Genomic DNA, 25,045 nt, shown 5'->3' with positions numbered 1-25,045 from the left:
GACGCACCCCCCATCAGAACCGGTCGGGACGCATCAGCGCCACGACCAGATAGGCGAACAGGCCCGCCGCGACGGCAAGGCCAAGGACCAGGTCGACCATCGGCGCCCCGTCACGAACGGGCCAGCGCACGCGTTCCGGCCATCATGGCCAGAAACCCGCCTGCGCCAAGCAGAAGATAGATGATGTCGGACATGAACATCCCCTTGATGAGTGATGTCCGATCATCCCGCACGCGCGCGTCAGGATGCCATGCGTGATCCTGGCCGGGGGCGTAAGGGCGGCGTAAGGATCAGGCCGTCAGCGCCGCGTCCAGCGCCGCGATCACGGCCGCCGACAGGGTCTGGGCGGGCGGCGGGTCGGTGTCGGCCCAGCCCCGCTCCAGCGCCTGCACGGTCGAGAACGCCCCAGCCTTGCGGATGCGCCCCAGTTCGTCCCAGCTGACCGGGCAGGCCACCGGCGCGCCGGGGCGGGCGCGCACGGAGAAGGGCGCGATGGCCGTCGCGCCGCGTTCGTTTCTCAGCCAGTCGACGAAGATGCGGCCCTTGCGCTTTGCCTTGGACATCTCGGCGGTGAAGCGGTCGGGATGGGCCTGTGCCGTCAGCATCGCCACGCCGCGGCTGAACAGCTTGACCGTGTCCCAGCCCGCGGTGCGGCGCAGCGGCACGATCACATGGACGCCCTTGCCCCCCGACAGCATCGCCCAGGACCGAAGGCCAAGCCTCGACAGCCGGTCGCGCAACTCCAGCGCGGCGCGGCGGGTCGCGGCAAAGCCCAGGCCCTCGTCAGGGTCCAGGTCAAAGACCATGCGGTCGGGCCGGTCCAGCCGGTCGCGACGGGCGCCCCAGATGTGGAATTCGACCGTGCCCATCTGCACCGCGCCCAGGATGCCGTCGACGTCGGTGACATAGGCATAGGGGCTGGTCGCGCCGTCCTTGTCGGCGATCTGCTGGACCTTCAGCGCGGCGGGAAAGCCCTTGCCGGGGTGCTTCTGAAAGAACCGCTCGCCGGCCATGCCGTCGGGCAGGCGCAGCAGGGACAGGGGCCGCCCGGTCAGTTCGGGCAGCATCAGCGGTGCGGCCGCGCGATAATACTCGGCCAGCCCCGCCTTGGTCAGGCGCGGCTTGTCAAAGATCACGCGATCGCCGCTGCTGATCGCGATGGTCGGGGCGGGCGTTCGCATCGGCGGACCCTCATCGTGCAAGCCCAGATACACCGCATGGCGCAGGCGACCCTGGGCGGTGGTTTCGGCGTAATCGATCCGGGCGGTCAGGTCCGGGTCGATCCAGGTCATGCCCGCGACCTCCCGGCGGGGGGCCTTGACGGGGGCGTCCCTGCGCACCAGCGGTTCCATGCGTCGGGCAAGGTCGGCCATCGTGTCCTGGTCGAACCCGGTTCCGACCTTGCCCATATAGGCCAGTCCCCCGTCCCGGTCGCAGGCCAGCGCCAACGAGGCGAAGGGCCTGCCGCGGCTGGTGCTTGCCTGCCAGCCGACGATGCGGAACGTGCCCTGCCTGCGGCACTTGATCTTCAGCCAGTCGCGGCTGCGCCCGCCGCGATAGGGGGCATCGGTCCGCTTGGCGATCACCCCCTCGCCGCCATTGCCGCAGATCAGCGCCAGCGCCTCGTCCGCCAGGCCGTGGATGACGGGCGACAGCGCCACCGCGCCCATCGGCGGCAGGGGGCGCAGCAAGCCCTCCAGCGCGGCGCGGCGTTCGGTCAGGGGCTGGTCCGTCAGGTCGCGCCCGTCCAGCTGCAGCAGATCGAAGGCCACGTATCCGAACGGCCCGCCCGCCGCGATCGCGTCCTGCAGCGTGCCGAACCCCTGCAGCCCGGCGCCGGCCACGATCTCTCCGTCGATCAGGGCCGAGGCACAGGGGATGTCGCGCAGGGCGGGGATCAGGTCGGCGAAACGGTCGGTCCAGTCATGGCCCGCCCGCGTGAAGACGCGCGGGCCACCCGCGCCAAGCGCCACCTGCGCGCGATAGCCGTCCAGTTTCAGCTCGTGCCAATGCGTGGCGTGATCGGCCAGATCGTCCGTCAGCGTCGCCAGCTGCACGGGCCGGTGGCCGGGACGGGTGCCGGAATGGTCGGGCGCGCAGGCGGCCTTGTCCGCGCGGATCGCCGCAAAGCTGCGCCCCGACGCCACGCTGGTGCGATAGCGCGCCACCGGGTCGCGCTGGCCGGCGGCCTCGTCGTCGATCTTGACCAGCAGCCAGTTGTCGCGCTTGTCCCGGCGCGCCATGCGGATCAGGTTCCAGTCGCCGGTCATCCGCCGACCGTGCAGCCGGAACTTCAGGTGCCCCTTGGCCAGCCCGCGCGCCGCGGGTTCCAGCGGTTGCCACCAGCCCAGATCCCACAGCATCACGGTGCCCGCGCCGTAATGGCCCTTCGGGATCGTGCCCTCGAAGGTCAGATAGGACAGGGGGTGATCCTCGGTCCGCACGGCCAGCCGCTTGTCGGCAGGGTCCAGCGACGGCCCCCGCGTCACCGCCCAGGACAGCAGCACCCCGTCCCATTCCAGCCGCAGGTCCCAGTGCAGCCGCGTGGCGTCGTGGTTCTGCATCGAATAGCGCAGCCCAAGCGCCGAAGGGGTGCCGTCCGCCTGCGGTTCGGGGGTCGCTCCGAAATCGCGCTTGTCCAGATAGGCGCCCAGGTCGGCCATGTCAGGCGGATTTCGACTTGGGCTTGGCACGCGGCTTGGACGCGGGCTTTGCGGCGGGCTTGGCCTTGGCCTTGCCGCCGTCCTTCTTCAGGCTCTCCTTCAGCGCGGACATCAGGTCCACGACGTTGCCACCCGACGGGCGGTCGTCATCCTCGGCCGCCTTGGCGCGGGGGGTCTTGCGGTTCTTGCGCTTCGTCTCGATCAGCGCACGCAGCGCCTGGTCGTAATGGTCGCGGAACGCTTCGGCATCGAACGCCGAGGATTTGCGCCGGATCAGCTGCGTCGCGACCTCCAGCAGGTCGGCGTCGCTGGCGGCGTCCTCGATCGCGGCGAACAGCGGCTCCGCCTCGCGGATCTCGTCCTCATAGCGCAGCGTTTCCAGCAGCAGCCCGTCGCCGCAGGGTCGGATCGCGCACAGGTATTCGCGGCCGCGCATGGTCAACTGGCCCAGGGCGGTCTTCTTCTCGGCCCGCAGGGCGTCGCGGACCACGCGATAGGCGTCCTCGGCCAGATCGTCGGTCGGCACCACGTAATAGGGCTTGTTGTAGTACAGGGGCGGTATCTCGGACTGGTCGACGAACTGCACCAGTTCCAGCGTCTTCTTGGTGTCCAGCTTGATCGCGTCGATCTCGTCGGGTTCCAGCAGCAGATAGTTGCCGTCGCCCGTCTCGTATCCCTTCAGGATGTCGTCGCTCTTGACCGGCCCGATGCCGCCCACGGTCTTCTCATAGCGCACAGGCTTACCAGAGGGGCCGTGGATCTGGCGGAAGGACACGCGCGCCCCGGTCTTGGTCGCGGCATGCAGCTCGACCGGGATGGCCACCAAGGACAGGCGCAGCTGCCCCTTCCAGACCGCACGTGACGCCATGACATCCTCCTGCTTTCCGGGGAAACGCCGAAACGGACCGATAAGTTCAGTCGTATCATGGAAGGACGTCGGCACGCATTGCCCGGGTGTCACTGCTGCCAGCGATCACGGCATTGCAGGTCGCGGCGTCGCCGGCACCGGCCCTGCCGATGCCGCGGGCTTCGGATTGCGGGGCGAAGATGATCGTGCTGATGGCGTCGTGGCGCAGCACCGACGGCGTGGAACGCCAATGCGGCGAGGGCGCATCGCCATGCCATCTGCCGAAAGGCGGCGCCCGGGGGTTCCGGGCGCCGTGGTGATCATTCCTCGAACCCGCCGTCGTCAAAGCCGGGGTCGTCGAAGCCGGCGTCCTCCTCCATCGCGGGCTCCTGCTCCATCTCCGAGGCGTCGGCAGGGCCCGCGAACATGCCGCCGATGGCATTGCCCAGCAGCACGCCGCCGGCGACGCCCATCGCGGTCTGCGCCGCGCCGGCCATGAAGCCGCCGCCCGACGGGCGACCGCTGCTCCACGGACCCGACCCCTGCGGCTGCTGGCCATAGGCGGGCTGGCCGTAGGGCTGGGGCGCGGGGCGATGGGTCATCGGGCGGGGCTGGGGTTGGCTGCCGCCAAACAGCTTGCCGAACAGCCCGCCCGAGGCCGGCGCGGGCTGCGCCTGCATCTGCTGCATCTGCTGTTCGGCCGCGGCCAGCGCCTGTTCCTGCATGATCACGGTCTGGGCCAGGTAATAGGCGGCACCGGGGTTGCGGGCCATCAGGTCGGCGATCAGGGCCTCGGCCTGGGGGTCGCGATGGGGCTGGGCCTGTGCGGCCTGGCCCAGCTTGCCGAACAGCCCCTCGATGGCGTGGCGGTCGTTCTGGTCCATGGATGCGGTCCTTGTCTGGGCCTATTCCTCGCGCTGGCCGGTCAGGCTCAGCAGCAGCTGGAACAGGTTGATGAAGTTCAGGTACAGTGACAACGCGCCCATGACCGCCAGTTTCTGGTGCGTCTCGGCATCGTGATGTTCGCTGTAGGCCAGCTTGATCGACTGCGTGTCCCAGGCCGTCAGGCCGACGAAGACCAGTATGCCGATGATCGAGATCGCGAACTGCAGCGCGGACGAGCCCAGGAAGATGTTGATGATGCTGGCGATGATGACGCCGATCAGGCCCATGATCAGGAAGCTGCCGAACTTCGACAGGTCGCGCTTGGTCGTGTAGCCATAGAGGCTCATGCCCGCGAACATGGCGGCGGCGCCGAAGAAGGCGCGCGCGATCGACGTGCCCGTGAAGACCAGGAAGATTGAGGCCAGCGACAGGCCCATCACCGCGCAGAAGGCCCAGAACAGCGTCTGCGCCGTGGCGGCCGAGACGGTCTCGATCCGGAAGGACAGGAACATCACGAAGGCCAGCGGCGCCAGCATCACCACCCACCGCAGGGGCGAGCTGAAGATCGGCACGTAGATCGCCGGGACCGAGGCCACCGCGACCGCGACCAGCCCGGTCACTAGCAGGCCCAGGCCCATGTAGTTGTAGATGCGCAGCATGTGCGCGCGCAGGCCGTCGTCCAGGACGGCGGCGGGGGCGAAACCGGCGCTGCGGCCGGTCTGGCGGATGGGTTGCATGAAAACCTCCGGTTGGTTGATGTCAGTAGAGCGTGTCCGACAGCGCGACCGATGTCGCGAGCAGCGGGTCGGCATGGTCGTCGCCCGCGACCAGCACATGCGCGATCTCTCCGATCTGGAACCAGGCGATGCCGTGGTCGGGCGTCTGGTGCAGGCGGGGCGGGGTCACGTCGAAGCTGCCGGCGCGGACCGCGAAATGGCTGATCGTGCCCAGGTCGGGCGTGTCGAACAGGATCTCGATCCCCGGACCCTGGGGCGAGGGGAAGACCTGCGCGTCGCGCACCGTCCAGTTGTCGGGAAACCGGGGCAGCACGATGCCGGTGGCGGCGCGCATCTCGACCGGGTCCAGGCGGCTGATGCCGGGCTGCGAGGTCATGTCCAGACGCAGCAGGCTGACCTGATGCGCCGACAGGGCCGCCGTGACCGATGCGGGCGCGGGCGATGCCGCGACGCCTTCGCGCACCGACAGCGGCCCCAGGCCGGCATGGGCCAGCCAGCCCAGCCCCACCAGCAGCGCGGCGGGTACGATGCGCAGGACCCGGCGCAGCTGCGCATCGCGTCGGCGCGCCGTCGCAAGCCGCCGCGCGGCGCCCAGCAGCGCGCGCGGCGCGGGCGGTGCGGCCAGCGCCCGGCGCAGGTCGCGGCGCAGCGACAGGTCGCGCATCACGCGGGCGGCGGCGTCGGGATGGCGCGACAGATGCGCCTCGATCTGGGCGCGTTGGGCCTGGGTCAGCTGGTCGTCGACATAGGCATCCAGGTCGGCGGGGCCGATCTGCGGATCATCCTTCAGCATCGCGTCCTCCGATGATCTTGAGGGCCGGGCGGGCGGGGGCCTCGTCCTCGAACGCGCGCAGCCGGGCGCGGGCGCGCGACACACGCGACATGACCGTGCCGGGCGGGATGCCCAGCAGCTGGCCTGCCTCGGCATAGGACAGCCCCTCGACCGCGATCAGGGCCAGCGCCTCGCGCTGGTCGTCGGGCAGGTCCAGGAAGGCCTGGCGCAGCTGCGACAGGCGCAGGGCGTCGTCCTGGGGCGCGTCCTGGGCCAGGGGGGTCAGCTGGGCGAACTGCGCCTCGCGGCGGGACTGGGCCTGGTCGTGGCGGCGGCGGTCCAGGAACCGGTTGCGCAGGATCGCGCGCAGCCACGGTCCCGGCGCCTTGCCGGGGGCCAGCTGGCGGCGCTGTTCGTGGCCGCGCAGCAGGGCGTCCTGGACCAGGTCGTCGGCCTCGGCCCTGTCGCGGGTCAGCGCGAAGGCATAGCGCCGCAGCGGCGCCAGCAGATCCAGGATGGGGTCGCGTGTCCGGGTCATGATACAATCATAGACGCAACCGGCCGCGGTTCTCTTCCCGGCTGCGTCGAAAAAATCCGCCGCGCCTCAGACGATCCCCGCCAGGTGCAGCGCCAACCCAGCCAGGGCACAGCCCGCCAGCACCGGGACCGTCCCTCCGCGCAGGCGAAAGACCGCGATCATCGCGGCCAGGATCAGCACCAGCGCCGCCGGGTCCAGCGTGCGCCAGACCGGCAGGTCTAGGTCCAGCCCCATCGCGGCCACCGGGCGCAGCTGGTCGAACAGCACATGCAGCCCGAACCACAGCGCCAGGTTCAGGATCACCCCCACCACCGCCGCGGTCACCGCGGTCAGCGCCGCCGTCAGCGCGTGGTTGTCGCGCAGGCGTTCGATGAAGGGCGCGCCCAGAAAGATCCACAGGAAGCAGGGCAGGAACGTGACCCAGGTGGTCAGCAGCCCCCCCAGGGTCCCGGCCAGCAGCGGCGGCATACCGCCCGCCTCGCGCAGCGCGCCCATGAAGCCCACGAACTGGGTCACCATGATCAGCGGCCCCGGTGTGGTCTCTGCCATGCCCAGCCCGTCCAGCATCTCTCCGGGCGCCAGCCAGCCATAAGTCTCGACCGCCTGCTGGGCGACATAAGCGAGGACGGCATAGGCGCCGCCGAACGTCACCACCGCCATCACGCTGAAGAACCCGGCGATCTGTGCAAAGACGTCCTGCGGCCCAAGCGCCAGGAACAGCGCGGCCACCGGCAGCAGCCACAGGCTCAGGAACACCGCCGATATGCGCGCGGCCCACCCGGCGCTGACCCGCGTGTGATCAGGCGTGCCATCGCCCAGCAGCGTGTCGGCATCCGCAACAGGCGCACCGCCCGCGGCACCGTGCCCGCCGCCGCCCCGGAACGCCGCCAGCCCGGCTTGCGCGCCGAGGAACCCGGCCAGGGCCGCACCCAGGACGATCACCGGAAACGGCACGCCAAAGGCGAAGATCGCGACGAAGGACGCCGCCGCGATGCCGATCATCACGCGGTTTTTCAGCGCGCGCGACCCGATGCGGATCACCGCCTGGACCACGATGGCCAGCACTGCGGCCTTGAGGCCGAAGAACAGACCCTCCAGCGCGCCGGTATCGCCCCAGATCGCATAGATCCAGGACAGGGCCATGATCGCCACTATGCCCGGCACCACGAACAGAAGCCCGGCGATGATCCCGCCCAGGGTGCGGTGCATCAGCCAGCCGATATAGACGGCCAGTTGCATCGCCTCGGGACCGGGCAGCAGCATGCAGTAGTTCAGCGCGTGCAGGAACCGCCGTTCACCCAGCCACCGGTTCTCCTCGACCAGGATGCGGTGCATCAGGGCGATCTGGCCCGCGGGGCCGCCAAAGCTCAGCAGGCCGATCCGCGCCCAGATGCGCGCGGCCTGGGCCAGGGTCGGATAGGCGCGGTCGGGCATCACGGGTCCTCTGCAAGCCATGTCCCGCGCGGTTAGCCCGCGCCACGGGCGCCGGTCAAGCTAACGCGGCCGCATGGCGGCGCCGTGACAGGGGCACCCATTCCCTTGCGCCGCGTTCCGTGGCAGGGCAGGCCGACCCGACACGATGCCCCCGGAAGGAGACCCCGATGCGGTTCTGGACCACGATCACCCTGATCCTCGTGCTGTCGGCCATCGGCCTGACATACGAGATCGCCGCAGGCCGCGTGCTGGCGCCGTTCTTCGGCACCTCGCTGGTGACCTGGACGTCGGTGATCGCCACGATCCTGACCGGGTTCTCGCTTGGCAGCGCGCTTGGCGGGCTGGTGGCCGAACGCGACCCCGCGGTGGCCGTGCGCAGCGTCAGGCTGGCGCTGGTGGCGACGGCGGCGCTGATGGCGGCCTCGCCCGCGGTCCTGGGGCTGGTCTATGCCCTGGGTGCGCGCGACACCGGGGGGATGCTTCTGGCGGTGATCCTGGCCTTCTTTCCCGCATCCGTGCTGGTCAGCTTTCCGTCGCCCTTCCTGGCCAAGATGGCCGTCGACGCCCGTCCCGGCCGCGAGGGGTCGTCCCTGGGCATGGTCCTGGCGGCCGGATCGCTTGGGGCGATCGCGGGCGCGGTGCTGGCGGGGTTCGTGACGCTGCCGCTGGTGGGATCGGTGGCGACCTTTGCCGGATGCGGCGCGGGCGCGCTGATCTGCGCGGTGCTGGTGCGGGCTGGCGGCAAGGGGGGCGCGGGCGGCCTGACGCGGCCCGATGCCGTGATCGCGGTCGCGGCAGGCGCGGTGGCGGTCGCGGCGATCACCGCCAGCGGGCCGCTGTGCCGTTACGAATCGGGGATGTCCTGCATCGACGTGCAGCGTCATGGCGGCGCGGTGCGCCTTTATTCCGACCGCACCCAGCAGGCCGCCGAACGCGTTGCGGCCGATGGGGGCGACCGCCTGACGCTGGCCTATACGCACTGGATCTGGTCGCGGATGGACCGCGACCTGGGCGCGGCGCCGTCGGTCCTGTTCATCGGCGGGGGCGGCTATTCGCTGCCCGCGATGCTGCTGGAATCGCGCGCCGATGCCCGCGCCGTCGCGGTCGAGATCGATCCCCTGATCACCCGCGTGGTCCGCGACAGCCTGCCTTGGGCCGGCGCGATGATCGACCGCGAGGAGGGCGCGCGTCTTGGCATCGTCCATGCCGACGGCAGGGTGTTTCTGAACCGGACCGAACAGCGGTTCGACGCTGTGGTGATGGACGCGTTCTCGTCCGGGTCGGTGCCTGCGCACCTGGCCACGCGGGAAACCTATGCCCGCCTGCGCGACATCGTCGACGGCCCGGTCTACGTGAACCTGATCGACGCACCCGACGGTCCGCTGGCGCGGGGCATCCACGCGATCCTGAGAGAGCTTTATCCCCATGTCCAGGCAGTCCAGGGTCCGGTCAGCGACCGCGGGTTGGCCAACATCATGCTGGCGGCAGCGGACGCGCCGCTTGGCCCGGTGGACGCCTATCCGGCGGAATACGGTCCGGTCCGGTTGGCGGCGGGACGCGCCTTCACCGATGATCGTGGCTGGATCGGCCACCGTTAGGACCACCCTGTCATCGCCGCGCCGTCCGACCTATGGTCGAGGAATGGGAAGGGGGGCACCATGGCACAAGACTGGATTTCGCAGTTTCCCGGACTGGCCAGATTGGGACCGGACCTGCGCGCGACGCTGTTGACGCAGAGCCTGATCCTGACGGTTCCGGCCGGCACCGTCGTCTTTGGCCCCGGAAAGCCGCCCGAGCATCTGCTGCTGCTGCTGGACGGCCGGGTCAGGGTCCAGCAGACGTCGGAAGAGGGCCGCGAGATCGTCCTCTATCGCGTGGCGGCCGGGGAAAGCTGCGTGATGACCACGGCCTGCCTGCTGGCGCACGAGGACTACTCTGCCGAGGGGATCGCAGAGACCGACGTCCGCGCGGCGGCGATCCCGCGGGCGCTGTTCGACGATCTGGCGTCGCGGTCGGTCGAATTCCGGACCTTCATCTTCACCGCCTATGCCCGGCGCATGTCCGACCTGTTCATGGTGATCGAGGAGATCGCCTTTCAACGGCTGGATATCCGGCTGGCGCAAAAGCTGATCGAACTGGCCCGCGACACGGGGCAGATCAGGGCGACCCATCAGCAGCTGGCGGCTGAACTGGGCACCGCGCGCGAGGTGATCTCTCGGCAGCTGGGCGAGTTTCAGCGGCGCGGCTGGATCGGGCAGGCGCGGGGGGTGGTCGACCTGCTGGACGCGGCCGCGATCGGACGGCTGGCGGCGCAGGACGGCGGCGGGTCGCGCCCCTGATGGGGACTTGGTGATCTTGTCACCAACCGGCGTCGCGAAATCCTGTATCACGGTCGAAAGCCAGCAAGGGTATCCCGCCATGACACGCAACATCGGACCCGCCGACCGAACTCTTCGCCTGGTGCTGGGGGCGGCCCTGATCCTTGTGGCCCTGGCCAGCGGTTGGCCCGCGTTTCAAGGCGGTCTTCCGCGCGCCATGGCGGTCATCGCGGGCGTCGTGCTGATGCTCACCGCCGCTGTCAGGGTCTGCCCGCTTTACACGCTGCTGGGGATGCGGACCTGCCGCCGCTGATTCCGCCCGTTTTCGACTTGAGGACCATCATGACCGACTATCCGTTCGACATGTCCGTCGCGCCCATCGTGACCCCGTTCTTTGATCCGGCCACCCATACCATCAGCTATGTCGTACGCGATCCGGGCTCCACCGCCTGTGCGGTGGTCGATTCGGTGATGGACATCGACTATGCTGCGGGGCGGATCACCTATGATCATGCCGATGCGATCATCGCCCATATCCGCGAGCATGGCCTGACCCTGGAATGGATCATCGAAACCCATGTCCATGCCGACCACCTGTCCGCCGCGCCCTATATCCAGGCGGCCCTGGGCGGCCGGATCGGGATCGGCGATGGGATCATGGTCGTGCAGGACACCTTCGGCAAGATCTTCAACGAGGGTACGGAATTCCAGCGCGACGGCAGCCAGTTCGACGCGCTGTTCAAGGATGGCGACGTCTATCATGTGGGCACGATGCCGGTCGTGGCCCTGCATACGCCCGGCCACACGCCGGCCTGCATGACGCATGTGATGGGCGATGCGGCATTCGTGGGCGACACGCTGTTCATGCCCGATGGCGGATCCGCACGGGCCGATTTTCCGGGCGGCGATGCGGGCGTCCTCTATGACAGCATCCAGAAGGTGCTGTCGCTGCCCGACGCGACCCGTCTGTTCATGTGCCACGATTACGGTCCCAACGGCCGCGAGATCCGGTGGGAGACCACCGTGGCCGAGGAACGCGCCCACAACATCCATGTCGGCGGCGGCAAGACGCGCGCGGAATTCGTGGCCTTTCGCACCGCACGCGACGCCACGCTGGCGGTGCCGCAGCTGATCATTCCCTCGCTACAGGTCAACATGCGCGCAGGCGTCATGCCCACCGACAAGGATGGGCGTCCCATGCTCAAGGTGCCGGTCAACGGCCTCTGACCCCGCCATCTCCAGACGTTCAGGGAGGAACAGATGGACCCCAGGACCCTTTCGCCGCAATTCGCGGTGGCGCCCCAGATCACCCCGCAGGACATTCCTGCGCTGAAGGCCCAAAGCTATCGCGCGATCATCACCAACCGCCCGGACGGCGAAGGCGCCGATCAGCCGACCTTTGCCGAGATCGAGGCCGCGGCCCATGCTGCCGGAATGCAGGCACGCTACATTCCGATCAGCGGCGGCATGGTCGGCGACGACGACGTCGAGGCCTTTCGATCCGCACTGCGCGCCATGCCGGGGCCGGTGCTGGCCTATTGCCGGTCGGGGACGCGGTCGGCCACGCTGTGGTCGCTGGCGCAGGCCGACGACATGCCGCTGCCGCAGATCCTGGCGGCCACCAGCACCGCCGGATACGACCTGTCCGGCGTGGTCCGACGCATCGCCAACGGCGGACGCACACCCGTGGCGCGGCCCGATGCGACCCATGACGTGGTGATCGTGGGGGCGGGGGCGGCAGGGATTTCGGTCGCGGCCAGCCTGCTGTCCCGAAAGCCGGGGTTGGACATCGCCATCATCGACCCGGCCGACGTGCATTACTATCAGCCCGGCTGGACGCTGGTGGGCGCGGGTGTGTTCACGGCCGACCAGACGGCGAAGGATCTGGCCTCGCTGATCCCGTCCGGCGTCACGCTGATAAAGGGCGCGTTCGCCGCGTTCGAGCCCGCGTCGAACGCCGTCATCCTGGAAGGGTGCCGGGCCGTGGGCTATCAAAGGCTGGTCGTCTGTCCGGGGCTGAAGCTGGACTGGGCGCGCATCCCCGGTCTGGTCGAGACGCTTGGCCAGAACGGGGTCACGTCCAACTACCGCTATGATCTGGCACCCTATACGTGGAAACTGGTCCAGGCGATGAGGCGGGGCCGCGCGATCTTCACGCAGCCGCCGATGCCGATCAAATGCGCCGGCGCGCCGCAGAAGGCGATGTACCTGTCAGGCGATGCCTGGCATCGGGCCGGGGTGCTCAAGGATATCGACATCCAGTTCATGAATGCGGGTGGCGTGCTGTTCGGGGTCAAGGACTATGTCCCCGCGCTGATGAACTATGTGCGAAAGTACGACGCAGCGCTGAACTTCTTTCACAACCTGGTCCGGATCGACGGCCCGGCGCGCACCGCGTGGTTCGACGTCGCGGCACCCGACACGCCTGTCCGCCGGGTCGAGGTCGCATTCGACATGATCCATGTCACGCCCCCTCAGACCGCGCCGGATTTCATTCGCGTGTCGCCGCTGGCGGATGCGGCGGGGTGGGTGGACGTCGACCAGGCCACGCTGAGTCACAGAACGCATGACAACATCTGGTCGCTTGGCGACGTGATGAATGCGCCGAACGCCAAGACGGCGGCCGCGGCGCGGATCCAGGCACCGGTGGTGGCGGAAAACATCGCGGCCGATATCGACGGCCGTCCGGCCTGCGCGCAATACAACGGCTACGGCTCCTGCCCGCTGACGGTGGAGCGCGGCAAGATCATGTTGGCCGAGTTCGGCTATGGCGGCAAGCTGCTGCCAAGCTTTCCCAAGGCCCTGATCGACGGCACCCGCCCAAGCCGTGCTGCATGGCTGCTCAAGGAACGCATCCTTCCGCCGGTCTACTGGCGCGGCATGCTGCGCGGCCATGAATGGATGGCCAAACCCAACAAAACCTCCGCCCCCTAAGAACGGACCCTTGCCGGTGAAGCCCTTCCGCGCCTATTTCCCGATCCTGTCCTGGGCCCGCAGCTATGACCGGCGGACCCTGTCGGACGACCTGCTGGCCGCCGTGATCGTGACGATCATGCTGATCCCGCAATCGCTGGCCTATGCGCTGCTGGCGGGGCTGCCGCCCGAGGCGGGGCTCTATGCCTCGATCGCGCCGATCATCCTCTATGCGGTGTTCGGAACCAGCCGGGCGCTGGCGGTGGGGCCAGTGGCGGTGGTGTCGCTGATGACGGCGGCGGCGATCGGCACCGTCGCGGAGCAGGGCTCGATGGGCTATGCGGCGGCGGCGCTGACGCTGGCCGGACTGTCGGGGGCGATCCTGGTGGTGATGGGCGTGCTGAAGCTGGGCTTTCTGGCGAACTTCCTGTCACATCCGGTGATCGCGGGCTTCATCACCGCGTCGGGTATCCTGATCGCCACCAGCCAGCTGGGCCACGTCCTGGGCATCGGCGCGGGTGGCCATACCCTGCCGCAGATGATCGCGTCGCTGGTCCGGGGCCTGCCCCAGGTCAACCCGGTCACCGCCTGCATCGGCGTGGCGGCGACGGCGTTCCTGTTCTGGGTCCGCCGCGGGCTGCGGCCGCTGCTGCGCCGCATGGGCCTGGGCGCGCGCGCCGCCGACATCGCGACCAAGGCCGAGCCGGTGCTGGCCGTGGTGGTCAGCACGCTGGCGGTCCGGTGGCTGGGCCTGGATCAGATGGGCGTGCGCATCGTGGGCACGGTGCCGCAGGGCCTGCCGCCCCTGACGCTGCCGCCGCTGTCGGCCGATCTGATCGGCATGCTGCTGGTTCCGGCGGCGTTGATCTCGGTCATCGGGTTCGTGGAATCGGTGTCGGTCGCGCAGACCCTGGCCGCCAAGCGCCGCCAGCGCATCGACCCCGACCAGGAGCTGATCGGCCTGGGGGCGGCGAACCTGGGCGCGGCCTTCACGGGCGGCATGCCGGTCACGGGCGGGTTCGCGCGGTCCGTCGTGAACTTCGACGCGGGCGCGGCGACCGCGGCGGCGGGGGCCTTCACCGCGGTGGGCCTGGCGGTCGCCGCCGTCGCGCTGACGCCGCTGATCTATCACCTGCCCATCGCGACGCTGGCCGCGACGATCATCGTGGCGGTGCTGTCGCTGGTCGATCTTGCGATCCTGCGCCGGGCCTGGGCCTATTCCCGCGCCGACTTCATCGCGGTGGCGGCGACGATCGTGATGACGCTTGGCGTGGGGGTCGAGGCGGGCGTGTCTGCGGGCGTCATCCTGTCCATCGTGCTGCACCTGTACAAATCCTCGCGCCCGCATGTGGCCGAGGTCGGGCTGGTCCCCGGCACCCAGCATTTCCGCAACATCCTGCGCCACGACGTGCTGACCGATCCGGCCCTGGTCACCCTGCGCATCGACGAAAGCCTGTATTTCGCCAATGCCCGCTTTCTGGAGGATTACGTCGCCGACCGCGTGACCCCCGATTGCGAGGTCAAGCATGTGGTGCTGATGTGTTCGGCCATCAGCGACATCGACCTGAGCGCGCTGGAAAGCCTGGAGGCCATCGCCCACCGCCTGGCGACGATGGGCGTCACGCTGCACCTGTCCGAGGTCAAGGGTCCGGTCATGGACCGCCTGAAGACCTGCGATTTCCTGCAGCAGCTGACGGGCAGGGTCTTCCTGTCGCAATACGACGCTTGGACCGCACTGCACACAGGGGCCGAACCGGCCCGCCGGGTGATCAGAACCGGTTGACCGGAACCTTGAGGTAATGGTGGCCGTCATCCTCTGCCGGGGGCAGGCGGCCGCCGCGCAGGTTGATCTGCAACGCCGCCATGATCCGGTCGGGCAGGGGCAGCGTCGCGTCGCGGGCGTCGCGCAGGGCGATCCAGTCCTCGCGCCGGGTGCCGTCGCGGACGTGGCGGTTCTCGGCCCGGTGGCGGGCCACGGTCGCCTCCCATTGCGGCACGTCGCGGTCCTTGGTGCCATAGTCGTGGCCCACGAACAGGCGCGTGTCGCCCGGCAGGGACAGGATCTCCTGGATCGACGCCCACAGCTGACCGCTGTCGCCACCCGGGAAATCCGCGCGCGAGGTGCCGGCATCGGGCTGCATCAGCGTGTCATGGGTAAAGGCCGCATCGCCGCAGACATAGGTGACCGAGCCGAGCGTGTGCCCCGGCGACAGCATGACCCGGATGGACAGATCGCCCAGGGGGATCGTCTCTCCGGGTGCCAGCAGGCGGTCGAAGTCGCGGGCCGGATCAAAGGTTTGGGGCAGGTTGTACAGCCCCGCCCAGATGCGGGCGATGTCGCCGACCCGGTCGCCGATGGCTGTGGGCGCCCCCGTCCGCCGCCCCAGCTGCGCCGAGGCCATGACGTGGTCGGCATGCGGATGCGTGTCCAGCACCCAGGCCACCGTCAGCCCCTGTTCGGCCACCAGCGCCAGCACCTGGTCCATGCTGCCGGTCGAAAAGCGGTAATGCTTGGGATCCAGGTTCCACACCACGTCGATCAGCGCGGCCTGTTTCGTGGCCGGGTCGGCGCAGACATATTGGATCGACCCGGTATCGGGTTCGTAGATGCCCCAGACATCCGGGCTGTTCGCGCCGGTGGACGGGGAATGGCGGACGACGCGGTCTTTCAGCAGGCTCATGCGGGTACCCTCAGGACGGGTGCGGATTTCAGGCGGGCGCCGATCCAGAGCCCCAGGATCATCGCCGGAACGAAGGCCAGGGTGCCCGGCGCCAGCAGCGGCAGGGCGGTCAGGGCGGGGCCGGGGCAGAACCCGCCGATCCCCCAGCCCGCGCCGAACAGCGCCGCGCCGGTCAGCAGCGGGCGGTCGATCCGGCGGTTGGTCGGCACGTCGAAGGTCGGGTTCAGGAACGGTGCCGCGCGCCGCCAGACCAGCCGATAACCGATGAAGGCGGTCACGGTCGCGCCGCCCATCACGAACGCCAGGCTGGGGTCCCACGCCCCGGCCAGGTCCAGAAAGTTCTGCACCTTGGCCGGATCGGCCATGCCCGACACGATCAGCCCCAGGCCAAAGACCAGCCCGGCCAGAAATCCCCACAACGCGCGCATCACAGCCCTCCGATCACATGGCGCAGCACGAACACGGTGACGAACCCCGCCGCCATGAAGGTCGCGACCGCCGCCAGAGAACGTCCCGACAGCCGTGCCAGCCCGCAGACCCCGTGCCCCGAGGTGCAGCCCGACCCAAGCGCGGTCCCCGTCCCGACCAGCAGCCCCGCGGCGATCATCAGCCCCAGGTTCGTGGGCACCGTCTGCACGACCGTCCCGCCCAGGGCCAGGATCGCCAGCGGCGCGGCCATCAGCCCCAGCACGAAGGCGATCCGCCAGTCGCGGTCGCGCGCGGCACCGGGCAGGGCCAGCGCGCCCTGGGTGATGCCTGCGATGCCGGCGATCTTTCCGAACAGGCCCATCACCATCACGGCGCTGATCCCGATCAGGATGCCGCCGCCAAGCGAGGCCCAGGGGGTGAAGGTCGTTTCGGTCAGCATGTCGGCCTGTCCTGTCAGCGGGGATTGCGCCGGTTGGCGCGTCTGCTAAGCTGTATATTCGATTCCTCTAAATAAGTCAAAGCTAATATATTGGACGACCTCCCCGATCCCTCCGTCGTGGCGCTGCAGGACATGGCCGACCACGTCGCGGCGCGGCTGGCGCTGGTCGCCAATGCGAAACGCCTGTTGATCCTGTGCGAACTGGCCAAGGGCGAACGACCGGTCGGCGCGCTGCAGGCGGCGGTGGGCCTGGGCCAGTCCGCGCTGAGCCAGCATCTGGCCCGCCTGCGCGAGGCCGGGATGGTCGCCACCCGCCGCGAGGGGCAGACCATCCACTACCGCATCAGCGATCCTGACCTGGACGTGCTGATGCAGGCCCTCTATGCCGCCTTCTGCCAGCCGCGTCAGGACGCGCCCGCCCGGTCCGATCAGGAATAGGCGCCTGCCGAATAGGTCAGCTCATAGCTGTGGCTGTAGAGTTCGAACACGTTGCCGAACGGGTCCTCGACATAGACCATCCGATAGGGTTTCTCGCCGGGGAAATATTCGCGCACCGGCATCCGCTGCCTGCCGCCCGCGGCGACGATGCGGGCCAGAAGCCCCTCCAGGTCCGGGTCCTGGATCGCGAAATGGAACGTGCCGTGGCGGCGGAAGTCGAAATTGTCGGCAGCGGCGTGGTTGCCCGCGAACTCGAACAGCTCGATCCCGATCCCGTCGCCGGTGGACAGATGAGCGATGCGCAGACGGTCCCAACCGGGGCCGAAGACGTCGGTGCACATCACGCCGATGGCGCTGTCATCCTCGGTCACGGTGCTGGGCTGCATCAGCACATAAAATCCAAGGACGCCGGAATAGAACGCGACGGCCGCGTCCAGGTCGGGGACGGACAGGCCGATATGGGAGAAGGTGCGGGGGGTGGGGGTCATGGCAGTCTCCTGTGTCTGGTCCATCCGACCTAGACAGGCGATGCCCGCATGTAAAATTATCATTCCGCATGATGATCCATACGAAACGTTATCGACGATGCTGAACGCCACCTGGATCGAGACCTTCACCGTCCTGGCCGAGGAGGGGCATTTCACCCGCGCGGCGCAGCGGTTGAACATGACGCAGCCGGGTGTGTCCCAGCATCTGCGTAAGCTGGAACAGCAGCTGGGCCAGCCGCTGATCGTGCAGTCGGGCAAGGGGTTCACGCTGACCGCCGCCGGGGCTGGCCTGCGCGATCTGGGGCTGGCGCGCCGGGCCCAGGAACGCGCTCTGCGCGAGGCGATCGCCCCGGACCGGCCGGATGCCGGGCTGGTGCGCGTCGCCTGTTCGGGCAGCTTTGCGATGCTGTTCTATCCGCATGCCATCGCGCTGATGCAATCCGCCCCACGCCTGTCCATCCATGTCGAGGCCGCGCCGCAGGCACGCGTCCTTGAGGGGGTGCTGGACGGGCGGTTCGATCTGGGGGTGACCGACCGCGACCCGCGCCATCCCCGCATCGCAGCCGACCGCATCGGGCAGGAGGAGCTGTGTCTGGTGCTGCCCGCGGGACATGCGGTGTCGCCGGACCTGGCCGACCTGCAGTCACTTGGGCTGATCGATCACCCGGATTGCCAGCGTTATGCCGACGATCTGTTCGCGCTGAACTTTCCCGACGAATTCGACGGCGCCGACAGGCTGCGCGTGCGCAGCCGCGTGAACCAGATCGGCCAGATCCCGGCGCCGGTTGCGCAGGGCGTCGGCTATACGCTGCTGCCGCGCAGCGGGCTTGCGGCCTTTTCTCAGGCGGACCGCCTGCGCATCGCGGCCCTGCCGCAACGCCGCCACCACGAATTGTGGACGATCATCCCCCGCGGCCATCCGCCAAGCGCCCGTCTGGACCGGGTCATGGCGGTGATCCGGGCCCTGGCCGCCGATCTGGCCTGAGCGGCGGCCAGGGGCGCGCGCCTCAGGCGGTGCGGACCCGCCCGGACACCAGCCGCCCCTTGTGGAACGTCGCGTGGCGGGCCGAGCATCGGGCCACCGTCTCGGCCGAACAGCTGGCCTCGGTCAGAACGAACCCTGCGGCGTCGCCGACGGCGGGCCAGACCCGTTCGCCCTGCGCGTCCAGCGGCAGGACATCGCCCGTGGCGATCCACAGGGACCGCGACAGGCTTTCCTCGTCGCTGCCCGCGTAAAGCTGGGCATAGAGGTTGGCCTTGTCGACCATGTCCCCGGTGCCGAAGGGCGACCAGTGGTCGATGACGCTGTCGGTGCCCGCCATGATCGCCACCCCCTTGTCGCGCAGGACCTGCAGCGGCATCACCGATTTTCCGATCGGCACGCTGGTGGCGACGCTGATCCCCTGTGCGGCCATGCGGCCCGCCAGTTCGTCCAGCGCGCCTTCGTCCATTTTGGCCAACGCAAAGGCGTGGCTGAAGGTCACCCGGTCGCGCAGCGCGGCATTCGCCTCGACCGTGTCGACCATGTAATGCAGCGCGGCGATGCCGGCCGGGGTCGATTCATGGATGTGGATGTCCACGCCCTTGTCGTGGTCCAGCGCGATCTGGAACATCGCGTCCAGCGATGCCTCCATCGCACCGTCGACATTGGTCGGGTCAAGCCCCCCGACATGCGTCACGCCCAGGTCCATCGAGTCCCGCATCAGCCCGTCGACATCCGAATTCAGCAGGCCGTGCTGGGGAAAGGCGACGATGTCGCAGTCGAAATCGTCCCTGCGCGCGGCAAGGGCCAGGTTCAGGTGCTCCAGGCTTTTCAGGCCGCTGACCGGGTCGATGTTGCAATGGCTGCGCGCCGTCGTCGTGCCGTGCGACAACAGCAGCTGGATCAGCTGGTCGGCACGCTCCTGCGAGGTCGGCAGCAGCTGGGGCAGCAGCACCTCCTCGCGCGCGATCATGTCCATGATGGTCTTGCCCTTGCGCGGCAGCGGGGCCTGCCAGGGGCCGCCATAGAAGGTCTTGTCCAGGTGGATGTGCATGTCGCGCATGGGTGGCAGCGCCAGCATGCCCTGGGCGCTGTAGCGGGGCAGGGTGCCGGTCGGCGCGTCATGGATCGCGGCGATGCGGCCGCCCCTGATCTCCAGCGTATGGGTCTGGGTCCGAGTTCCGACCACCGTGTCGCCGTCGCGCTCAACGCCCGTCTCCAGCAGCACGTCGGTCAGCAGGTAGTGATCATGCGGGATGTCCGACACGCCGGTCTGGTCCGGCGCGGCGGCATGGACGGGGGCAAGCCCAAGCGTGGCGCCCGCCGTCATGATGCCGCCGGTGCGGCACAGGAATTGTCTGCGGTTCGTCATCGTCTTTCCCCTTTGCTGGCGGTTCGGGAAAATCTAGACCGGCACAGGCGTATCAAGAAATTAAATGTTCAAATAGGATTCATGCATGAATCGGATGATCGATCCCCGCCTGCTGCGTGCCCTTGTGGGGGTGATCGACCATGGCAGCTTCACCCGCGCCGCCGAACAGCTGAACATGTCGCAATCGACCATCAGCCAGCAGATATCGCGGCTGGAGGATCAGCTGGGCCAGCCGCTGCTGGACCGCGACGCCCGCCCCGTTCGCATGACCGCGGCCGGAGAGCGGCTGACCGGATATGCCCGCCGCATCCTGGCGCTGCAGGATGAGGCGACGCTGGCGCTTGGCGATCCGTCGGGCAGCGTGTCGCTGCGCATCGGGCTGGCCGAGGACATCATGACCCCCGACATGGCCCGGCTGTTCGCCGATTTCGCCGCAACGCACCGCCGGGTGCGGCTGGACGTGACTGCGGGCCTCAGCCTTGCCCTGACGCGCGGCTATCGCGACGGCGATTTCGACATCATCGTGATCAAGGAGACCGCGCCCGAACCCGACTGCCGCGCCAGCGTCCCCGAACCCATCGGCTGGTTCCAGGGGCCGGGCGCCCCCGACGCCCCCGATCCGCTGCCCTTCGTGACCTTCCCGCCGGGGGGCCTCTATCGCGACCAGATGTTCCGCCGGGCCGAGGACCTTGGACGGCGCTGGTATGTGGCCTTTTCGGGCAGCAGCCTGTCGAACGTCGTGACCGCGGTCGAGGCCGGTCTGGGCATCTCTCTGCTGCCGGTGCGGGCGGCGGTCAGACGCGATCTGCGGCGCAACACGCTCTTTGGGGCGGAACCCGCGATGGTCGCATCGCTTTACGCATGGGAGACGGGCGGCATCGCGGCCCCGCTGGTCGCCGCGATGCGCGACGTGCTGGCACGACGCTGAGGATTTTGGCGGATCAGGCGGTCGTCCGACGGACGATGGCGGGGCCGACAGGGACCGATCGGAACGAAGGCCTGGAAACGACAAAGGAACATGCGGTGTCGAATGACGAAAAGATCAGCCCCCCTCTGACAGAGCTGAACATCAACACCACCACCGGAGGGTTCTACAACGGATTCTCGATCGCGGTGACGGTGCCGGCCAAGATCATCATCTCGGTCATCGTGGTCTGGGCCATCTTCTGGCCAATCCAGTCGGGCGCGATCCTGACCGGGCTGAACGGTTTCATCCTGCAGAACTTTGCGGCCTGGTACACCTGGGTCGTGGCGTTCTTCATCGTCGTCTGCCTGGCGCTGGCGGCATGGCCGGCGGCCGGGCGGCTGAACCTGGGGCTGGACGACGACCAGCCGGAATTCACCCGGTTCTCGTGGTTCTCGATGATGTTCGGGGCGGGGATCGGCGTGGGCATGCTGACCTGGGCCGTGGCCGAACCGGTCACACATCTGGGCACGACCCCGGAATCGATCATGGGCCTGACCACCCCCGGCGGCGCCGACAACGTGGCGATGGCGTTCAAGTGGTCGTTCCTGCACTGGGGGTTCAGCGCGTGGGCATGCTATGCGGTGTGCGGCCTGTCGCTGGCCTATTTCAGCTATCGCCGCGGCCTGCCGTTGACCATCCGGTCGGGGCTGACGCCGCTGTTCGGTCAGCGCCTGTCGGGGCCGCTTGGCCATGTCATCGACATCGTGGCCGTGGTCGCGACCATCCTGGGCGTCGCGCAGACGCTTGGCTTCGGCGTCGATCAGCTGGTCGCGGGCCTGGGCCGGATCGGCATCGGCGGGCTGGCCGATGCGGACGGGGCCGCGACCACCACCGGCATCGTCGTCGCGCTGCTGGTCATCATGGGGCTGTCGACGCTGTCGGCGCTGTCGGGCGTGGGCAAGGGCATCAAGTGGCTGTCCAACATCAACATGGTGCTATCCATCATCCTGCTGGGCTTTCTGATCATCTTCGGGGCGACCTGGTTCGGATTCAACGCGATGTTCACGGGGCTGTGGCACTATGTCATCGCCCTGCCGCAGATGAGCGTGAACGTCTTCCGATCCGACGGCGTCGAAGGGTCCGAGGCGTTCCTGCTGGCCCAGTGGCAGGGCTGGTGGCCGGTGTTCTACTGGGCGTGGTGGATCGCCTTCGCGCCGTTCGTGGGGCTGTTTTTGGCGCGGATCTCGCGCGGGCGGACGGTGCGGGAATTCGTGCTGGGCGCGCTGATTGTCCCGGCGCTGATGTATTTTGTCTGGTTTTCCTGGGCGGGCGGCACGGCCATCGACCTGGAGATGAACGGCGGCGCCAACGGCGTGATCTTCGATGCCGCGAACGGCGACAAAATCTTTGCGATGACCGAGTTCATGCTGGCCCCGATCGGGGACTGGCTGGCCTGGGGCATGGCGGTGCTGATCGTCGTGCTGCTGCTGACTTTTCTGGTCACCTCTGCGGATTCGGCCGTGCTGATCGTGAACACCATCAACGCCGCCGGCGACGAGGGACCTAAATCCCGGCCGCATGTCCTGTTCTGGGGCGTGGCGCTGGCGATGGTCGTGGCCGGGCTGCTGATCTCCGGCGGGACGACCGCGATCCAGACGGCGATGGTGATCGGCGCCCTGCCGTTTTCGGTCGTCATGGCGCTGATGGCGGTCGCCCTGCTCAAGGCGATCTACAACGACACGCGTCGCGAGAAGGCGGGCGTGCCCTCCACCCATGACAAGATCGAGGGCGCGACGGGCAACGATGCGCCCGCAGGCTTGTCGGCATCGTCCAACTGATCGACGTGACACGTCTGGACGCCGCGGTCGGGGCGTCCAGACATGTCAATGGTACTGGCTTGCGTCGGAATGTGGCGGATTTGGCGGGTCGAGAACGCCGAGGTTGTTGTCATAAGTGTCTGTTGACGCATACGATTGTTCTTTCAAGTGCAACTGTTCATCAAATGTCTTGCGTCCAGTAGCCTCGCTGTCGGCGAGCATGGATACAGTCGGTCAAACCGTTGCGAAGAAACTTTCATAAGGCTAAGCTCCGTCACGAGCCTGATCCGCGCCCGGGTTCTGCTGCCTTCCATCACGCATTGCGGCAACGTGGCTGGCCGCGCGCGTCATTCGTCGAACTCGACGCGGATCGCTGACCCGACAATGCAAGCCTGTTCGATGAAGGTCGTTTCGACTGGCAGCTTGGACGGCACGATCGGGCAAAGAACCGATATGATGGCGAGCTAGAACGACAGCATCGCAAGCAGTTTCCAGCATCCAGTCCAAGCATGCGAACAGTCGAATGCGCATTTCCCGCGACAAAACACTGGCCTTCCCCGCGGGCGGCATCGCCTTGCCGAAAGCGGCACCGGTTCAGCGCAACGTCAACGGACGCTGTAGCGCATGAGGTCAGGCGGCCCCGGCGGCGACGGGGGAGGGGAAGACCGGGTTTCCGGTCTCGCGCTCGATCCGCGCGGCCGCGCAGGCGACCTCCCACGAGGTGTTCGGGTCGCGGCACGGGATGCTGAACCAGACCAGGATCCCGAAGATGTCCTGATCGGCGACGCTGACGCTGGAATCGTCCAGATCGCCCAGGTTCTGGCCGATCTCCAGCGTGGCGACGTGGTTCAGAACCTCTTTGAACGTCCGGCGCAGCATGTCGATATCCGCCCGCGGGTCCAGCTTCAGCTTGAGCACGCGCAGCATCGCCGGATCCTGCAGGGTCCAGTTCGAAAACGTCTCGGACGCAAATTCCTCGACCGGGACGATCAGGCGGGTGCTGTCCCAGTTGCGCAGCTGGACGAAGGTCATGTTGATGCGTTCGACATGGCACAGCTCTCCCTTGTAGACGACGCGGTCGCCCACGCGCGCGGACTGGTTCAACGCGATCTGCAGCGAGGCCATGATGTTGCCCAGCACGTTGCGCGCGGCAAAGCCCAAAACGATGGTCAACGCCCCCGCAGATGTCAGCAGCGACAGCCCCAGATTGGCCGCCAGGTCGGCCGAGGAGAGGACGACGCCGGCCCCGATCAGGAACACCACCACCACAAGCACCCGGCGCGCGGCGTTCAGCCGGGTCGCAAGGATGCGGGCGTCGGCCTGTTCGGCGGCGGTCAGGTCCACGTCCTCTCCGGGGGCGACCAGGCCGTTCAGCAGGGCCTCGACGCTGCCGACGATGAACAGCAGCAGCGCCGTGACCACGCCCGTCGCGATGGCCGGCGTGACGAAGACGTCGATGCGGCCCGAAAAGACGAAGATGTTGCCCGTGACCCACCAGACCAGCGCCGTGACGCTGGCGATGATCAGCGGCTTGGACGATGCCGCCAGGATCCCGGTGGCGATCTGCCCGCGGGCGTGATGGCGCAGCACCTTGAGCGTGCGGTGCACGATCCAGCTGAGCAGCACCGCGGCCGCGATCAGGATGGGCAGGCCGATCCACTCCCATCGCATCAGGCCGCCAAGCGTCTTTTCCCGCATGCTTGGGGGTAGGGACAGTTCGAACCGCGACGGACCGTAATCGGCATGCAGGGCAGGGACGTCGCGGACGGTTTCGGCGGGAAAGACCCACAGAGGCTGGTCGGCGCCGTCGGGCTGGACGCGGTTCAGGCGGATCTCGGCCGGGACGGGGTCCATGGGCAGGTCGCGCAGCCGCAGCGACCGACGCGGCGATCCGGCCATCGCTTCGGTGTCGCCGCCCTGGCTTTGCAGGGCGTCGGGGCGGTCCAGCAGGGTCGACCAGTCCAGGACGACCTTGCGGTCGATCACGTCGTAGAGCTGATGGGCCAGGCGCGGCCCAAGCTCGGCCTGCCGATCGACCGGCAGTTCGCCCAGATCCAGCAGATGCGCCGCCGCCTCCCAGTCCTCGTCCTCTGCCGCGCGCAGGAAACTGGCCATGGTGGCGCGGGGCGTCTCGCGGTTGATCCGGTCCGGTGGCGTGCCAAGGCCGGAGTTCAGGACGGACGTTTCGAACGTCGCGTCCTGCGCGGCCGCGGGACCAAGGGACATCGCGACCAGAAACACCAGCGCAAGGGATCGCAGAAGCGGAAGCATGGGCATCGTCCATTCCGTGGAACAGGTGACCCCGAATGCCGGGGCGGGCGTGGCATCGGACAGGGCCTTCGGGAAACGACTGTCCCCGGATCGGGGCGCCCGGGCAAGGGGCAC

General features: G+C 68.4%; 24 protein-coding genes. 10 read left to right on the top strand and 14 right to left on the bottom strand.

The window, feature by feature from the left end:
* Nucleotides 1–13: 13 nt before the first annotated feature.
* The 8 genes from kdpF to chrA form a co-directional block, all read right to left on the bottom strand.
* Nucleotides 14–130, bottom strand: coding sequence for a K(+)-transporting ATPase subunit F (gene kdpF / locus EOJ32_RS18245; RefSeq protein WP_205963228.1), 117 nt, complete (start codon nt 128–130; stop codon nt 14–16).
* Between the two features lie 160 nt (nt 131–290).
* Entirely contained in the window at nt 291–2,663 is a 2,373-nt protein-coding gene (gene ligD, locus EOJ32_RS18240; RefSeq protein ID WP_127899773.1) for a DNA ligase D, read from the bottom strand.
* Nucleotide 2,664: 1 nt separating this feature from the next.
* On the bottom strand, nt 2,665–3,531 hold the full coding sequence (locus EOJ32_RS18235) for a Ku protein (RefSeq protein ID WP_127899772.1): 867 nt from the start codon (nt 3,529–3,531) through the stop codon (nt 2,665–2,667).
* A 299-nt stretch (nt 3,532–3,830) separates the two neighbouring features.
* Nucleotides 3,831–4,394, bottom strand: coding sequence for a DUF2076 family protein (locus tag EOJ32_RS18230; protein ID WP_045982106.1), 564 nt, complete (start codon nt 4,392–4,394; stop codon nt 3,831–3,833).
* Nucleotides 4,395–4,415: 21 nt separating this feature from the next.
* Nucleotides 4,416–5,132, bottom strand: coding sequence for a Bax inhibitor-1/YccA family protein (locus EOJ32_RS18225; RefSeq protein ID WP_045982107.1), 717 nt, complete (start codon nt 5,130–5,132; stop codon nt 4,416–4,418).
* A 22-nt stretch (nt 5,133–5,154) separates the two neighbouring features.
* Entirely contained in the window at nt 5,155–5,925 is a 771-nt protein-coding gene (locus tag EOJ32_RS18220) for an anti-sigma factor (protein WP_205963229.1), read from the bottom strand.
* Nucleotides 5,912–6,442 carry a sigma-70 family RNA polymerase sigma factor gene (locus EOJ32_RS18215; RefSeq protein ID WP_127899771.1) on the bottom strand — a complete coding sequence of 177 codons (531 nt, stop codon included), beginning with the start codon at nt 6,440–6,442 and terminating at the stop codon, nt 5,912–5,914. Before EOJ32_RS18215 ends, EOJ32_RS18220 begins: the two co-directional genes overlap by 14 nt.
* Before the next feature lie 66 nt (nt 6,443–6,508).
* A complete protein-coding gene (gene chrA / locus EOJ32_RS18210; RefSeq protein WP_127899770.1) occupies nt 6,509–7,876 on the bottom strand; it encodes a chromate efflux transporter in 1,368 nt (455 codons plus the stop codon).
* 167 nt (nt 7,877–8,043) lie between these two features.
* On the opposite strand from chrA, the gene EOJ32_RS18205 reads away from it, so the two are divergent.
* The 6 genes from EOJ32_RS18205 (at nt 8,044) to EOJ32_RS18180 (ending at nt 14,890) form a co-directional block, all read left to right on the top strand.
* Nucleotides 8,044–9,474: a fused MFS/spermidine synthase gene (locus tag EOJ32_RS18205; RefSeq protein ID WP_164871507.1), complete on the top strand. Its 1,431-nt coding sequence runs from the start codon at nt 8,044–8,046 to the stop codon at nt 9,472–9,474.
* 60 nt (nt 9,475–9,534) lie between these two features.
* A complete protein-coding gene (locus EOJ32_RS18200) occupies nt 9,535–10,215 on the top strand; it encodes a Crp/Fnr family transcriptional regulator (protein WP_127899769.1) in 681 nt (226 codons plus the stop codon).
* A 79-nt stretch (nt 10,216–10,294) separates the two neighbouring features.
* Nucleotides 10,295–10,507: a DUF2892 domain-containing protein gene (locus tag EOJ32_RS18195; RefSeq protein WP_127899768.1), complete on the top strand. Its 213-nt coding sequence runs from the start codon at nt 10,295–10,297 to the stop codon at nt 10,505–10,507.
* Between the two features lie 29 nt (nt 10,508–10,536).
* The gene (locus EOJ32_RS18190) at nt 10,537–11,421 is read left to right on the top strand and encodes an MBL fold metallo-hydrolase (protein ID WP_127899767.1); all 885 of its coding nucleotides are present in this window, start codon (nt 10,537–10,539) and stop codon (nt 11,419–11,421) included.
* Between the two features lie 33 nt (nt 11,422–11,454).
* Entirely contained in the window at nt 11,455–13,128 is a 1,674-nt protein-coding gene (locus EOJ32_RS18185) for a bifunctional protein tyrosine phosphatase family protein/NAD(P)/FAD-dependent oxidoreductase (protein ID WP_127899766.1), read from the top strand.
* A gap of 16 nt (nt 13,129–13,144) precedes the next feature.
* Complete coding sequence (locus EOJ32_RS18180; RefSeq protein ID WP_240542605.1) at nt 13,145–14,890, top strand: SulP family inorganic anion transporter; 1,746 nt, start codon at nt 13,145–13,147, stop codon at nt 14,888–14,890.
* Here EOJ32_RS18180 and EOJ32_RS18175 read toward each other — a convergent pair.
* Genes EOJ32_RS18175 through EOJ32_RS18165 form a run of 3 tightly spaced genes read right to left on the bottom strand, consistent with a single transcriptional unit; the run spans nt 14,877 to nt 16,656 of the window.
* The gene (locus tag EOJ32_RS18175) at nt 14,877–15,788 is read right to left on the bottom strand and encodes an MBL fold metallo-hydrolase (RefSeq protein WP_127899764.1); all 912 of its coding nucleotides are present in this window, start codon (nt 15,786–15,788) and stop codon (nt 14,877–14,879) included. The two genes, EOJ32_RS18180 and EOJ32_RS18175, sit on opposite strands and share 14 nt — an antisense overlap.
* On the bottom strand, nt 15,785–16,216 hold the full coding sequence (locus EOJ32_RS18170; RefSeq protein WP_127899763.1) for a DUF6691 family protein: 432 nt from the start codon (nt 16,214–16,216) through the stop codon (nt 15,785–15,787). The genes EOJ32_RS18175 and EOJ32_RS18170 overlap by 4 nt, the downstream gene beginning before the upstream one ends.
* Nucleotides 16,216–16,656: a YeeE/YedE family protein gene (locus EOJ32_RS18165; protein ID WP_127899762.1), complete on the bottom strand. Its 441-nt coding sequence runs from the start codon at nt 16,654–16,656 to the stop codon at nt 16,216–16,218. Before EOJ32_RS18165 ends, EOJ32_RS18170 begins: the two co-directional genes overlap by 1 nt.
* Nucleotides 16,657–16,746: 90 nt before the next feature.
* Here EOJ32_RS18165 and EOJ32_RS18160 point away from each other — a divergent pair, with 90 nt between their 5' ends.
* Nucleotides 16,747–17,094 (top strand): helix-turn-helix transcriptional regulator, encoded by a 348-nt coding sequence (locus tag EOJ32_RS18160; RefSeq protein ID WP_239441355.1) that lies wholly within the window; start codon nt 16,747–16,749, stop codon nt 17,092–17,094.
* Here EOJ32_RS18160 and EOJ32_RS18155 read toward each other — a convergent pair.
* A complete protein-coding gene (locus tag EOJ32_RS18155) occupies nt 17,085–17,582 on the bottom strand; it encodes a lactoylglutathione lyase family protein (protein WP_127899761.1) in 498 nt (165 codons plus the stop codon). The two genes, EOJ32_RS18160 and EOJ32_RS18155, sit on opposite strands and share 10 nt — an antisense overlap.
* Nucleotides 17,583–17,679: 97 nt before the next feature.
* On the opposite strand from EOJ32_RS18155, the gene EOJ32_RS18150 reads away from it, so the two are divergent.
* Nucleotides 17,680–18,567, top strand: coding sequence for a LysR family transcriptional regulator (locus EOJ32_RS18150; protein ID WP_127899760.1), 888 nt, complete (start codon nt 17,680–17,682; stop codon nt 18,565–18,567).
* A gap of 22 nt (nt 18,568–18,589) precedes the next feature.
* On the opposite strand, the gene EOJ32_RS18145 is transcribed toward EOJ32_RS18150, so the two are convergent.
* Nucleotides 18,590–19,936 (bottom strand): amidohydrolase, encoded by a 1,347-nt coding sequence (locus tag EOJ32_RS18145; RefSeq protein ID WP_127899759.1) that lies wholly within the window; start codon nt 19,934–19,936, stop codon nt 18,590–18,592.
* 94 nt (nt 19,937–20,030) lie between these two features.
* Between EOJ32_RS18145 and EOJ32_RS18140 the strand changes: the two genes are divergently transcribed.
* Together EOJ32_RS18140 and EOJ32_RS18135 are read left to right on the top strand one after the other, a co-directional pair.
* Complete coding sequence (locus EOJ32_RS18140; RefSeq protein ID WP_127899842.1) at nt 20,031–20,864, top strand: LysR family transcriptional regulator; 834 nt, start codon at nt 20,031–20,033, stop codon at nt 20,862–20,864.
* Nucleotides 20,865–20,959: 95 nt separating this feature from the next.
* On the top strand, nt 20,960–22,681 hold the full coding sequence (locus tag EOJ32_RS18135) for a BCCT family transporter (RefSeq protein ID WP_240542601.1): 1,722 nt from the start codon (nt 20,960–20,962) through the stop codon (nt 22,679–22,681).
* Between the two features lie 609 nt (nt 22,682–23,290).
* On the opposite strand, the gene EOJ32_RS18130 is transcribed toward EOJ32_RS18135, so the two are convergent.
* Entirely contained in the window at nt 23,291–24,931 is a 1,641-nt protein-coding gene (locus EOJ32_RS18130) for a mechanosensitive ion channel family protein (protein ID WP_164871506.1), read from the bottom strand.
* Nucleotides 24,932–25,045: the final 114 nt, after the last annotated feature.

It is taken from the genome of Paracoccus sp. Arc7-R13, assembly GCF_004010775.1.
Classification (GTDB): domain Bacteria; phylum Pseudomonadota; class Alphaproteobacteria; order Rhodobacterales; family Rhodobacteraceae; genus Paracoccus; species Paracoccus marcusii.
Note: the sequence above shows the minus strand (reverse complement) of the source record. Positions and strands in the feature narration are given on the sequence as shown.